The sequence below is a fragment of the Streptomyces shinuiensis genome (assembly GCF_043660855.1).
GTDB lineage: Bacteria > Actinomycetota > Actinomycetes > Streptomycetales > Streptomycetaceae > Streptomyces.
In genome coordinates this window covers 132742-143751 of sequence record NZ_JBIHML010000005.1, presented here as the reverse complement: position 1 = coordinate 143751, position 11010 = coordinate 132742, and the positions used below count along the sequence as shown (strand labels likewise).

Below are 11010 nucleotides of genomic sequence, written 5' to 3'. Positions count from 1 at the left end.
GGCTGGCTCGTCGCCCGCAGGGGCGGCGTTCTGCCGGTGGCCGGTGGTCGCCTGGTACGCCGAGGCCGGACGTGGGCCTGTGCCCGGTGTAGCGGCGATGCCGGAGCCGCCGTGGCCGGCGGTTCGGGAGGCCTTGCTGTGGGCCATGGTCACCTCCGGTGCGTACCACGTGCTGGCGCAGGCGCGTACGGCGGCGGGTGCGCCAGGTGTTGAAGGGCGAGGCGAGGGCGCCGTGTGGCAGCGCGCGGCCGTCCACCTGGCCGCAGCGGCCGGGACGGGAGCCGGCGAGGTCGGCGGCTCGCTGCTGGCCGAGGCTCTCGCCGTCCTCCTGCCCGGGCTGGACGGGTCGCAGGTCTCCGTGGCCGCCCAGCAGGCAGGACAGGAGGGTGCGTTCGGCGTTCCGATGCCGGAATCTGCCGGGGGCCTGCTCGACTTCCTGGCCGCGGCCAGCGAGCAGGAGATGGCCCAGTCCCGCGCGCGGGGGCGCAGTTCCTCACTGGTGTCGGGGCCTGCACCTGATGTACGGGCTGCTGCTGCCCGGGCACCCCTGCTCTCGCCGCCTGGCGGACGGCTGGCGAGGACACCGGCCTGGCCGTGCTGCTCCAGCGGATGGTCCTGCTGCCGATCAACCCCTCCGACGTCCCGCATGCGTTGGCCTCCTACCTCGCTCCCCCGCACCGGCGCCTCGCCGAGCACGCCCACAGCCTGTTCGCCGGGCCTGGCGCTAGCACGCCACCGCCCAGGCCTTCGTGGAGGCCTGGGTCAACGCAGTCCGCACTGCACCGATCGCCGTACGGGTGCCACCCTGTGCGACGAGAAGGGCGAGCCGGGGGCAGTGGACGAGCCCGAGGGCGACCGGAGCGCAGCGGCGACTGCCCGGGTCCGCGGCGACCGCGTCCGTAGGGTCCGCCGACCGGGGCGAGAGGCTGCAGCGGACGGGACGCTCCCCGGGACCGTGAAAGCCTTCTTCCTTGCTCCCGAACTCGGTTACCACACTTCTTGGTAGTCCTTTTCTGGGCTTGCTAGAATTCCTTTTCCTGTGAATTGGCTTCGGGCTTTATCGGGTGGGATCTCGATGTGTCCGGCGTGAGAAGCTGTGCGACCTGCGTCTTCGGGGCGTGCGAAGGGCGGTCTAGGGCTGGGGCGCGTACGCGGTGGCGCGTGGAAGTGTGCCGGGGCTGGCTGGCGGGCTGTCAGGGCGGCATCGAGGATTGCAATATACGACGGTCCGACTCGCGGGAACGGTCTCGGGCGCGCCGGGTTTCTCGGGTTCCCCGCTGGTCTTCCCGCCTCAACGGGCCGCTGTGGGGCGGGAGTCGGTGCTGCGGGCGGGGCCTGGAGGCGAGCGAGCGCCGTCATACGGCGGCGGGCCGGGGGGCAGCGGGCCGGTCCTCGGCGATCCAGGCGGTCAGCGCGCACCGGGGGGCGCCGGGCCTCGCCGGGCGCGGCGAGCTCCACCAGGCGCGTCTGGGCGCGGCGCTCGGCTGCCGGCAGGGTACGGGGGCCAGGCGAGCGGCGAGGGTGGTGTCGACGTCGCCGAGGAGGCGGTGGGTTTCGGCCCGGGATAGCGCGCACTGGCCGGTGGACAGCTGGGGCAGTCGGTCGGCGGGGTGCGGGTGGCGGGCGAGACGCAGGGCAGTCTGCTCGGCCTCGTTCGTGAAGTCCCCTGCGGTGGGTGGGTGGGCCTGGGCGGCGGTCAGTGCCACCATGCCGGCCGTGTCCAGCTCGGCCGCCGCAGGCCGGGAGACGGCCGTCGGGTGGGCGTGCGCCTTCCGCGGCTGGGTGGGGGCCTGGTGGGTGCGACCGGCGCGTCGAGCACCACTGCGTTCCCGGGGGCGGCGGGCCGCGGCGCCGGCCAGGAGCAGCGGCACCAGCCGGCCGAGCCGGTCGCAGGCGCCGTGGGCGGACAGCACGCGGGCCGCAGCGAGATCGGCGTCCGAGACCGCCGGCGGGTCCTCGGCTGCCTACGCCGCCGGTCGGCGCCGCCTCGGCTTCTTCGGCGCGGCGGGGCCGGCGCGCCTCATGCGGGTGCGGGCGGTGCGACCTGGCTCGACACGGCGTGGTCGTCAGCCGCCTTGACGTCCTCGGGGGCGGCCCAGCCGTCGTAATAGGTGCCTAGGGCGGTGGTGGTCGTTCTGGGGACGAGGCGGCCGTTGAGGGCATCGGCGATGAACTCCGTCAGGGCCCGTTCCTCGCCGCGGTCCCAGCCGGCGTGGACGGGGCTGTGCCAGGGAGGGCTCGGGTCGCAGACTTCCCCGCAGGACACGACGCTGAAGCGGCTCACGAGCGGATGCAGACGGCTCCACGGTCTGTCAGGCGCCGCGGGAGGGTACAGGCGTGCGGCGGGCACGTGACCGAGCCAGCGCGCGGCGCGGTGTGTGAACCAGACCACGCCGACCCCGTCGTCCTGGTAGCGGCGGGTGCGCGCGAGGACGTCGTCGAGGGGCGCGGAGGACAGCTGCGCCTCCAGAGCGGTCCGCCGGCCTCCCGCGGCGGTCACGAGCACGTCGGCCCGCCATCCGCCGTGCGCGGCGCCGGCCTCCAGCTCCGCCCGGTGGCCGGCCTTGCGCGCAGCAGCGGCCAGCGCCCGCTTGAGGCTCCGGTGCTCTTCCGTCTCTCCGGCGGCGGTGCAGGCCGGGGAGCGGCGGTCGTGCGCGAAGAACCGCCCGCCGCGCCCGGACACCTTCGCGTGCATCGGTCCACCGCACTGGGCGCAGGCCAGAGCAGGGCGCGGCCGGACCCGGTGCACGGCCTCCCAGGCCAGGCTGCGGCCCAGATCGTCGAGAGTCGCGTCGAGCGTCCCGTGTCCGTGCAGGCGCGCGGTCAGTGGCATCGGCTGCTCCCCTTCGCTGATCGGCCGCAGGTATCCCTCCAGCGTGCAGGCACAGGAGCGGCAAAGTCGATGTGCGCCGGCCCGCGAACCGTGAGACGACGAGAACGAGGCTCTCGCGTCAGCCTGGGCCCCGTTGCCGCGCGGGCAGCGCGAAATCCCCGCCCGGGCTGCCGGCATCCCGTACCCTGGTCAGACCGACGCGGGGTGGAGCAGCTCGGTAGCTCGCTGGGCTCATAACCCAGAGGTCGCGTGGTTCAAATCCCGCCCCCGCTACCAGCATCCGGCCCCTCCGACGGTCCACGTCAAAGGGGCCGGAGTCGTTTCCGCGTTCCCTGTATGCACGGGCCGCCCGTCAGCGGCCGGTGAGCAGCCCCCGCAGCACACCGGCCCCGTACGACACCCGCGGGACAAGCGGGCGCGCCAGATGCCGCATCGACGCATTCGCCGGATACCGGAGCCGGCCGATGGGCAGCTGCAGGTCGAGCGGGGCCCCGGGAGGCAGGACGTGAAAGGCGCCGGCCTCGTAGTACGGCGCCAGGTGCGGTTTGTGGGTGTGGATGCCGCCGAGCATCGCCTCGTAGCCCTGCCGGGTGTAGGAGCGGACCAGTTCGTCGACGAGCCGGTGCCCCAGCCCCTGGCCGCGGGCGCTGCTGGCCACCGACACCGCTTCCAGTTCGACGAGCGACCTCGACAGCCTCAGGCACAGCTGGTGGCCCAGGCCGGCTTCCATCAGCCACTGCACTGGCGGGATCGCGTGGGCGAGGCCGACGATCTGTCCCGCCGGGTGTTCCTGGGCGAGCAGCAGGGTCGCGGTGCCGTACTGGGGCGGCAGGCGCCAGCCGGTGCGCATCCGGTCGACGATCTCCTCGGGCATCGCCGTGTCCATGAAGTCCACCTGTTCCAGCAGCGCGCGCATCACCTCGGGGTCATCGTCCTGGGTGGCCGGGCGGATGAGATACCGCTCCAGCACCACGACGCCGGGGGCGGCATCGGGCTCCGGTGCCGCCTGCGGTGCGTTGCGGCGTTCTGCACGTCGTCGAGAGGCTCGTCCCATGTCCCTCATGCTCCCCCAACCCCGGCCAGGGCAACGGCTGATGGCTGTCCGGCCGGCGCTGGGCGGGGCCCTCGCGCGGCGGTGAGCAGCAGACCGACACCTCGAAGAGGAGGCCGGCTGTTGGCCGGCGAGGGCTCAGCCTCCTGTCGGGGCCGTGGGGGTGGGGCCGGGTCCCTTCGGGGCCCTGGTCGGTCGGGTGCGGGCGCGGGGCTGTTGGCCCCGGGGACGCTGGTCTGCGGGCGTACGCCGCAGGCCTTCGGCGCCGGCGCACCGACTGCGATGATCCGCCTGTCCGGCGCAGGCACGCGGAAGGCCTCCTCCGCAGCCGCGCTCAGGTGGGCGAGCACGCGGTCGGCGGGCTCCTCACCGAGGCCCGCGAGATGAACGGCGCAGCCCGGCCTCGACGCGCGCGGGTCCGCCGTGCCGTCGCCGCCTCAGGAGGGCCCGGCATCCGAAGCGCAACCGCAGCGACTCTTAAGGCTTGCATCCACGTCACCCTAACCGTATAGTCTTAAGAGTCAAGACGGCGGGATGACGACCACCGGGAGGGGCCCCGATGTACACCGACGAGAACAGCAGCGACGAACTCGAAGCCATCTACGCCGAGCGCCTGGACGTCGACCTGGAGATGGCGCAGATGAACGCCGAGGCCGACGCCTGGCACGCCGTACGCGACCGCGGGTACTGCAACCACGGCTCCGCCCTCGGCTACCTCAACCCGCCCGCGCACGAGGCCCAGAAGCACCTCAAGCCCGGCCAGCTCATCTGCACCGCCGGGTGCGGCACGATCTTCTCCGACGACGAGGACTGGTACGCCCAGCTCGACGACCCGATGGCCAACCCCGTCCCCCTTCCCGCCCGCGCTCCGGCCCCCTCGGCCGGAGCGTGAGCGCCGCCTCCACGGGGCCGCTCCGGACGCGCAGGAGCGGCCCCGTGGAGGCCCGGCGCAGCGGCCCGCCCCACCCCGCCCCCGTCGTCCCAGGAGTACACGTGACGTCCGCCTCCGCCCCTGCCGTCTGGCGCTTCGCCGACCACGACGTCGTCCGCACCGGTGACGGCCGGGCCTGGTACCGCGGCCTGCGGCACAGCCGGCAGTGGGCCGTCCCCGGCGGTGACACCCCGGCCGGGATCGACGACGAGGCCGTGCGCGGCCTGCTGGCCACCGACCCCCGCGCCGTCTTCGCGCCCGCCCGGCCCGACGCCTACAAGCCCCTGCCCGGCCGCCGGCTGGACACCCTCGACGCCCTGCGCCTGCTCGACATCCGGCCGGCCACCGGCGCCGTCCTGTACCGCTGCGCCCTCGACCGCTTCGGCGCCCTCCTCGGCAGCACCACCGGCAGCCCCCTGCCGCCCGTCCCGGGTCTCCGCCCCGCTGACGTGCGCGCCTCCCTCCAGGGCACCGCGCGCCGCTACCGCGCCGCCCGCATCACCCTGGACCGCGTCCACGGCCGCGTCCACGTCCGCTACGCCATCGCCCACACCCTGCACACCCACACCTACGTCTTCACCACCACCTGACCTTCCCGGACCGGCTCCGGGCGCACCCGGCCCGTCCCCTGGGGCCAGCGAGCGGGTCGGGAAAGGCATCGACCGCGGTCGGCAGGCCGCCGGCGCGTCCGCGGCGCCGCGCAGGCACGGCTGCGCGACCCCGGCTCGTCCTGCGCGGTCAGCGCCTCCGCCGGCACCTCGTCGGCCACGGGCGGTTCGCCCCGCCGGCCGGCGGCATCGTGGTGCTCACTGGTGCACCGCAGAGCTGGCAGGCCGACGCCCGGACCGGAACCGGGCAGCTCGGCCACCGGGCCGAAGCCGGCGGTGGGCTCGTCGGCGGGGCGAGCCAGAGCGCAGACGGGTGCCGCCCCGGGCCGGGCACGGGGCGGCGAGCCAGAGGGCGGGTGTCAGGCGGCCGGGCGGGCGGCGAGGTCGGCGGCGGCACGTGCGTAGCGGGCGGCCTCCTGGAGGGTGAACATGCACTTGGCGTCGGTTGCCTCGTCCTCGTCGGGGATGCGGGCGGCCTCCCGCATCGTGCGCAGGGCCGCCGCCGCGACGACCGCGACCGGGTCGGTCGTGGTGTAGATCCGTTCCCACATCCTCGGCTCGGTGAGCCATCCGCCGGCCCGCACCCCGTAGACCGCGGGATTGCAGATGTGGCCGTCGCCGACGAGCCTGTCCAGGACGTCCGCGGCCGCGCGCAGCAGGTCGGCGCCCGCCTCCTGGTCGATGCCCGCCTCTTGGTCGGCGTCGGCGGCCGCCTCCAGCACCATGCAGACGGCCTGGACGAGGGGCGCGTCGTGCACGGCGACCCCGCCGGCGGCGTGTTCGTCCAGCGCGCGGCGAAGACGCGCGCTGGCGGTGAGGTCGCCGTCCGCCCGGAGCAGGGCGTGCTTCAGCTCGCGGTCCTTCAGTGCCCAGTGCACCGCCTCGTCCACCAGGCGGGCGGCCGTCTCCCCGCCGGCGCCGAGATCAGCGCGCAGGTAGGCGGCGAGCCGGCGGGCGGGCTCGACATGGGCGGGCTCCCTGCGGGTGCCGCGCGGGCCGAGCTTGGCGCGCAGCAGCTCGGTGTACTTGCCCTTGCCGCCCGTGGCCTTCTGCGCTGCCCGGGCGCGCTGGCCTGCGCGGGACTGGTTGCGTGGCATCGAGGTCTTCTCTCCGGGCACCCCGCGCCTGCCCGCAGCTGTGCGGGTGGGTGTCGCGGGCCCGGGTGGGGACCTTGGCCGTCTGGGCTGTCCCGGCGCGGGCGGGATGCAGCGGCGGCGGTCGGCGGTGCGCGTCCTGCCGGCCGGCATCGTAGCGGAAGCCAGGTGCGGCAGGAGCGGCGGCAGTTGCCGAGGGCGAGCGGCGGATCGGTCCTTGGGATCCGCGGCAGCTCCCCGAGGCACCCGGGGTTGGCTCTAGGGTTCAGCAAGACTTGCAACGTACGAACGCCCGGCAGGAAGAGCATGGTTGAGCGCGCGGCGCACGCGGTGTTGATCGCGGTGGAGGAGGGCGTGCGTCAGCGCGTGGCCGACGCCGTGGAGAGGGAGCGGCAGCGTGCGGCGCGGCTGTCGGCGGAGGGAGACCGGTGGCGTACGCGGGGGCTGACGCGGGCCGAGGCGGCGGCGGTACGGGCGGCTTGGCGCAGTGAGGTGCGCCGGTTGCGGACGGCCGGGGAGCTGCTGGATGTGCGGGACGCCCTGGTGGAGTACGGGGTGCGCGAGGAGTTGCGGGTGCGCGGGTGGGACCGGGCGTGGGATCCGGCGCCCGAGGAGGCGTGGGACCAGGGCCGGTGGCCCGGCTCCCGGGACAGCGGTCCGGGGGGCTACCCGGAGCGGATCTCCGCCCGGCTGGACGCCGCGCTGGCGGCCCGCGCGGTGGCGGCGTGCTGGTGGACGTCGTGGCCGGCGATCCAGGCGCTGCGGGCCTGGCGGGATGAGAACCCCGGCCTCACCCCGCCGCGCTACCGACTGGACGAGGAGAGCCGTGCGCGCCTGGTGGGCCCGCTGGCGCAGTACGAGCGCCTGGCGGCGGCAGTGGTCACAACCGGGGCCATCTGGCGGGCGGGAGTGTCGCGGGGCCTGGGACGGGCCGCGGCCCTCGGTTCCTGAGACCTGCTGCCGGCCGGTGCGGGCGGGCGGCGGCTACTGGAAGGGGAAGTCGACGCCGAAGTCGCCGAGCCCTACGGCGAGGCCCACGGCTGCGGCGGCGGCCTGCCGACGCTGGTCGCAGGTCATGGAGGAGCACAAAGGCAGCATCGCCCGGTAGTCGGTGCCGGTCATGAAGCGGTCCTGGTAGGTGCGCGCCAGCCGGCGGAAGGGCTCGGGGAAGAGGTCGGCCTTGTCGTCGTCGTGCAGGACGGCGTCGGGGAGGTAGCCGTACGTCTCCGCCGTGATCACGCAGGCCCAGTTCACGAGGTCGGTGGTGGTATGCGTGTTCTGGGCGACGAGGTCGATGAGGTGTTCCTGGCAGGGGCGGCAGTTGTCGAGGGCCGCGTCGTACAGCTCGGCCAGCTGCGCGTCGTCGTCCGGGCCGGGCCGGTCCCGCCGGGAGCTGTCAGGAGCGGCGAACCGGCGGCGGTAGTCGCTCTCGGCGCCGTGGTCGTGGCGGTGGCCGGTGGCTTCGAAAACGGCGGCCACGGGCGGCTCCTTCGTCGAGGGCGGGGAGTGACGGAGCGAGCGTACGCGCCCGGGCCGGCAGCCCGGGCGCGATCCGGCCTTCTCCCCCGCCGCGCCGGGCACCCCGCCCGCGTCGTCCGGGAGGGCCGGCCGAGCGCGCCTGGACGCGGCCGCGGGGAGGAGCGGGGGCCTGCAGGAGCGCCAGGGTGACGACCGGGGCCGAGGCGCCGGCGGACGGAAGGCGGAACGCCCCGGGGAGCGGGGCAAGCGGGCCGGGCGCGGTTCGTCGCGTCCGGCCCGGCGCACGTCAGACGCCGTCCGCGGCTTGCTCCAGGCCGACGGTGAGCTGCGCACCCTCGTCCGGGCGGAGCAGCTCGGCGAGCGCGCCGAGCGCGCTGGACAGCGCGGCGTCGTCCAGATCGACGGCCTCGCTCGGATCGTCCTGCCCCTGGGCGTACAGCTCCACGTCCTGGTCGCTGTAGTCGGCGTGCCCCATGCACAGCTTCGAGTCCCTGGCCTCGAACACGGCGACCGCGTACCGGTGGCCGGCGCCCGGCACGAGGACGCGCATCCGGCGGGCGACCGCGCGCCGCAGGGCGGCCTCCTCGGCGTCGGCGACGGTCTGCCGGAGTTCGGTGAGCGCCTGCGGGGCGAACGCGTCGAGGAGCGGGCGCAGCGCCGTCGCGCGTTCCGCTCGGCGCGCCGCCTGTGCGGCCACCTCGGCGCAGCACTCCGCGCGCCAGCACACGCACCGGCGGCAGTCCTGGCAGTCCTGCGCGCGGTCGCAGCCGCACCGGCAGTCGAAGGCCCGGCAGCCGGCCGCGTGCTCCGGCTTCGCCGCCTGCGGGACGGCGGACAGCGAGCGGGACAGCTCGGTGAAGTCGCGGTCGTCCTCTACCAGGTTGGCCGCCAGCGTCTGGCCGTCGCGGCGGAGCATCGCGGCCAGCTCAGTGCAGGTCTGCCGACGGACCAGGAGGCCGTATGCCTCGACCTGCGCGCCGATGAGCAGCGGGAAGGAGTTCTCAGCAGGGGTGTTCTCGGGCATGGGCTGTGGTCTCCCGTTCGTGCGGAGGGCGCGCCGGCGCGGAGTGGGCCGGGCGCGCCGAGAAGAGGTCGGGCCGGCCGGGCAAGGGGCGCGGCGAGGCGGGCCGGGCCAGCACGGCAGTCTCGGAAAGGGACGGTGCCCCGTCCCCTCGGGGGCGGGGCGGGGGTCAGTCGAGGTGCTCGGCCTCGGTGTGACCGCGGGTCTCGTCCCGTGCTTCGGCGGCGGCCTGTACCGGGCGCGGCCGGGCCATGCGGGCCGGGTCGCCATCGTGGCCGGGGGCTCCGTAGTCGGCCATGCCGCAGCTGCAACCGGGTACCGAGTCCTCGTTCTGCAGCGCCGGGGGAAGCGCTCGCGCTCCGCCCGGGCGACGGTCGGCGGCGGCGTTGTCTGGTCGAGGGCTTGGCCGGTGCGGTCCGGCAGGTCGTAGGGCATCCGGTTCCTTTCAGGGTGGGCCGGGCGGTGGGAGGCCCGGGGCGCGCCCCGGCCCGGTCGGGCGGCCGGGCGCACGGTGCGGTGTGGTGGTCAGCCGGCGGCCAGCTCGTCGAACGTGTCGGTCTTGCGGTGCACGCGGTCGGGGTTGGAGGCGGTCGCGTAGGCCACCGTGGCGCGGGTCCTGGCGACGGCGACGACCAGGCCCCGGCGGTACATCCCGCGCGCCCAGACGTACGCGGCGTCGCCGACCTTCGGGGTGGCGCCGTCGTCCCAGCCGGGCAGGCCCCGGACGTTCGGGCGGGAGTCGATGAGGGGGCGCAGCTTGGGCAGCAGTTCCTCGTCGGCCCGCCGGACGTCGATCTGCTGGCGCAGCTTCTCGACGACGGTCTCCAGCGGGCCCGCCGGGCAGTTGACCGAGCGGCCGTCCAGGGTGGCCGAGTGGCAGGACGGGCGGCGCCAGTGGTCGTTGGCGATGGCCGGGTGGAAGGTGACGGTGAACTCGCTGCCGCGGTAGGTCTCCCGGTGGACCCTGTGCGGGCCGACGGTGCTGGTGCGGGCACGCTGCTCGGCGAGCTCGTCGGCGGCTGCGGCGGCTTCCTCCAGGGTGGCGAACCGGGGCACCGGGGCGTCCTTGGTGCGGCTGGGGGTCCACAGCTCGTACGGGGTACCGGCGAACCTGCTGCCGGCCGGCCAGTCGTACCGCTCCACCACGCCGATGGTGTCCAGGCCCTGGGTGAGGATCCACTTGCTGCCGGGCTTGATCTCGTCGGGGGCGACGGTCACGTTGAGGCGCATGCCAGTCCTTTCAGCGGGGCTGCCGCGCAACCCGAACCGCTTTGACTCTTAAGACAATACACAACCGCCACGGGGATCGCAAGCCTTAAGATTCGCCAAGGGGAGGCGCACACCAGCCTGGCATGCGGGCGACCCGCCGGCCGCCGGGCCACCGCGGCCCCGGATGCGGCGAGGCCGGACCGCGCCGACTGCTCCGCCCCCAGCGGCCGTCACCCCTCCCCGCACTCCATCGCGGAGCCGCCTCGAGCTCCACCCCGCCGCCCCTCCTCGCGGTGCGCCCCGCCGAGAAGGAGGCGCGAAGCAGTGCGGAGCTGGCCGGACGACTCCCGTCGCACCCCCTGCGCACCCCGGCACCCGGCGAGCCGGCACCGCGCGGCGCCATACCGACACCCGGACGCCGGGCCGATACGGCTTGCCTGCCCGCACCCGCCCCCGTATAGTCTTAAGAGTCACTACGAGTGGTGGGCACTCCTGCCCCGGGTGGCGCCATGCCCAACCCGCGCACGCCGGCAGGAGGCACCATGCGGACCACCACCGAAACCCCGCACCCGGCACCGCGGCTCACTCCCGAGCAGGTCACCGCCGACCGGCTGGCAGTGATCGCCCGCGCCGTCGCCCACCTCGACAGCACCGACCACCCGACCCTGCTCGCAGACCTGCTCCGCTCCATCGACGCCGATTCGCCGACGGGCCTGCGCTACAGCGCCTTCGCCGGGGCCCTCAGCCTCCTGAGCGCCGCGGGCAGGGCTCCCCGGTAGCCGAC

General features: G+C 75.2%; 12 protein-coding genes and 1 tRNA gene. 5 read left to right on the top strand and 8 right to left on the bottom strand.

The window, feature by feature from the left end; all coding sequences use genetic code 11:
• Positions 1-1355: 1355 nt before the first annotated feature.
• Together ACGRHY_RS29390 and ACGRHY_RS29385 are read right to left on the bottom strand one after the other, a co-directional pair.
• Positions 1356-1913, bottom strand: a complete 558-nt coding sequence (locus ACGRHY_RS29390) for a hypothetical protein (protein WP_394638704.1) — start codon at positions 1911-1913, stop codon at positions 1356-1358.
• A gap of 107 nt (positions 1914-2020) precedes the next feature.
• Positions 2021-2833, bottom strand: coding sequence for a competence protein CoiA family protein (locus ACGRHY_RS29385; RefSeq protein WP_394638703.1), 813 nt, complete (start codon positions 2831-2833; stop codon positions 2021-2023).
• A gap of 198 nt (positions 2834-3031) precedes the next feature.
• On the opposite strand from ACGRHY_RS29385, the gene ACGRHY_RS29380 reads away from it, so the two are divergent.
• Positions 3032-3109 (top strand) — tRNA-Met (locus tag ACGRHY_RS29380).
• Between the two features lie 76 nt (positions 3110-3185).
• Here ACGRHY_RS29380 and ACGRHY_RS29375 read toward each other — a convergent pair.
• The gene (locus ACGRHY_RS29375; RefSeq protein WP_394638702.1) at positions 3186-3887 is read right to left on the bottom strand and encodes a GNAT family N-acetyltransferase; all 702 of its coding nucleotides are present in this window, start codon (positions 3885-3887) and stop codon (positions 3186-3188) included.
• A gap of 556 nt (positions 3888-4443) precedes the next feature.
• Here ACGRHY_RS29375 and ACGRHY_RS29370 point away from each other — a divergent pair.
• Positions 4444-4776 (top strand): hypothetical protein, encoded by a 333-nt coding sequence (locus ACGRHY_RS29370; RefSeq protein WP_394638701.1) that lies wholly within the window; start codon positions 4444-4446, stop codon positions 4774-4776.
• Between the two features lie 101 nt (positions 4777-4877).
• The gene (locus ACGRHY_RS29365; RefSeq protein ID WP_394638700.1) at positions 4878-5405 is read left to right on the top strand and encodes a hypothetical protein; all 528 of its coding nucleotides are present in this window, start codon (positions 4878-4880) and stop codon (positions 5403-5405) included.
• Positions 5406-5782: 377 nt separating this feature from the next.
• On the opposite strand, the gene ACGRHY_RS29360 is transcribed toward ACGRHY_RS29365, so the two are convergent.
• The gene (locus tag ACGRHY_RS29360) at positions 5783-6520 is read right to left on the bottom strand and encodes a hypothetical protein (RefSeq protein ID WP_394638699.1); all 738 of its coding nucleotides are present in this window, start codon (positions 6518-6520) and stop codon (positions 5783-5785) included.
• 303 nt (positions 6521-6823) lie between these two features.
• On the opposite strand from ACGRHY_RS29360, the gene ACGRHY_RS29355 reads away from it, so the two are divergent.
• Positions 6824-7468: a hypothetical protein gene (locus tag ACGRHY_RS29355; RefSeq protein WP_394638698.1), complete on the top strand. Its 645-nt coding sequence runs from the start codon at positions 6824-6826 to the stop codon at positions 7466-7468.
• Between the two features lie 33 nt (positions 7469-7501).
• Here the strand turns inward: ACGRHY_RS29355 and ACGRHY_RS29350 are convergent, their stop codons facing one another.
• The 4 genes from ACGRHY_RS29350 to ACGRHY_RS29335 form a co-directional block, all read right to left on the bottom strand.
• Complete coding sequence (locus ACGRHY_RS29350) at positions 7502-7996, bottom strand: hypothetical protein (RefSeq protein ID WP_394638697.1); 495 nt, start codon at positions 7994-7996, stop codon at positions 7502-7504.
• Positions 7997-8282: 286 nt separating this feature from the next.
• A complete protein-coding gene (locus ACGRHY_RS29345; RefSeq protein ID WP_394638696.1) occupies positions 8283-9020 on the bottom strand; it encodes a hypothetical protein in 738 nt (245 codons plus the stop codon).
• Between the two features lie 166 nt (positions 9021-9186).
• Complete coding sequence (locus ACGRHY_RS29340; RefSeq protein WP_394638695.1) at positions 9187-9315, bottom strand: hypothetical protein; 129 nt, start codon at positions 9313-9315, stop codon at positions 9187-9189.
• A gap of 227 nt (positions 9316-9542) precedes the next feature.
• On the bottom strand, positions 9543-10247 hold the full coding sequence (locus ACGRHY_RS29335; protein ID WP_394638694.1) for a hypothetical protein: 705 nt from the start codon (positions 10245-10247) through the stop codon (positions 9543-9545).
• Between the two features lie 521 nt (positions 10248-10768).
• Between ACGRHY_RS29335 and ACGRHY_RS29330 the strand changes: the two genes are divergently transcribed.
• On the top strand, positions 10769-11005 hold the full coding sequence (locus ACGRHY_RS29330) for a hypothetical protein (RefSeq protein WP_394638693.1): 237 nt from the start codon (positions 10769-10771) through the stop codon (positions 11003-11005).
• The last annotated feature ends 5 nt before the right edge of the window (positions 11006-11010 follow it).

Excerpts from the sequence above, each read along its gene's own strand:
- ACGRHY_RS29385 (WP_394638703.1), bottom strand. The coding sequence starts at position 2,833 with ATGCCACTGACCGCGCGCCTGCACGGACACGGGACGCTCGACGCGACT.
- ACGRHY_RS29375 (WP_394638702.1), bottom strand. The coding sequence starts at position 3,887 with ATGGGACGAGCCTCTCGACGACGTGCAGAACGCCGCAACGCACCGCAG.
- ACGRHY_RS29370 (WP_394638701.1), top strand. The coding sequence starts at position 4,444 with ATGTACACCGACGAGAACAGCAGCGACGAACTCGAAGCCATCTACGCC.
- ACGRHY_RS29360 (WP_394638699.1), bottom strand. The coding sequence starts at position 6,520 with ATGCCACGCAACCAGTCCCGCGCAGGCCAGCGCGCCCGGGCAGCGCAG.
- ACGRHY_RS29355 (WP_394638698.1), top strand. The coding sequence starts at position 6,824 with ATGGTTGAGCGCGCGGCGCACGCGGTGTTGATCGCGGTGGAGGAGGGC.
- ACGRHY_RS29345 (WP_394638696.1), bottom strand. The coding sequence starts at position 9,020 with ATGCCCGAGAACACCCCTGCTGAGAACTCCTTCCCGCTGCTCATCGGC.
- ACGRHY_RS29340 (WP_394638695.1), bottom strand. The coding sequence starts at position 9,315 with ATGGCCGACTACGGAGCCCCCGGCCACGATGGCGACCCGGCCCGCATG.
- ACGRHY_RS29335 (WP_394638694.1), bottom strand. The coding sequence starts at position 10,247 with ATGCGCCTCAACGTGACCGTCGCCCCCGACGAGATCAAGCCCGGCAGC.
- ACGRHY_RS29330 (WP_394638693.1), top strand. The coding sequence starts at position 10,769 with ATGCGGACCACCACCGAAACCCCGCACCCGGCACCGCGGCTCACTCCC.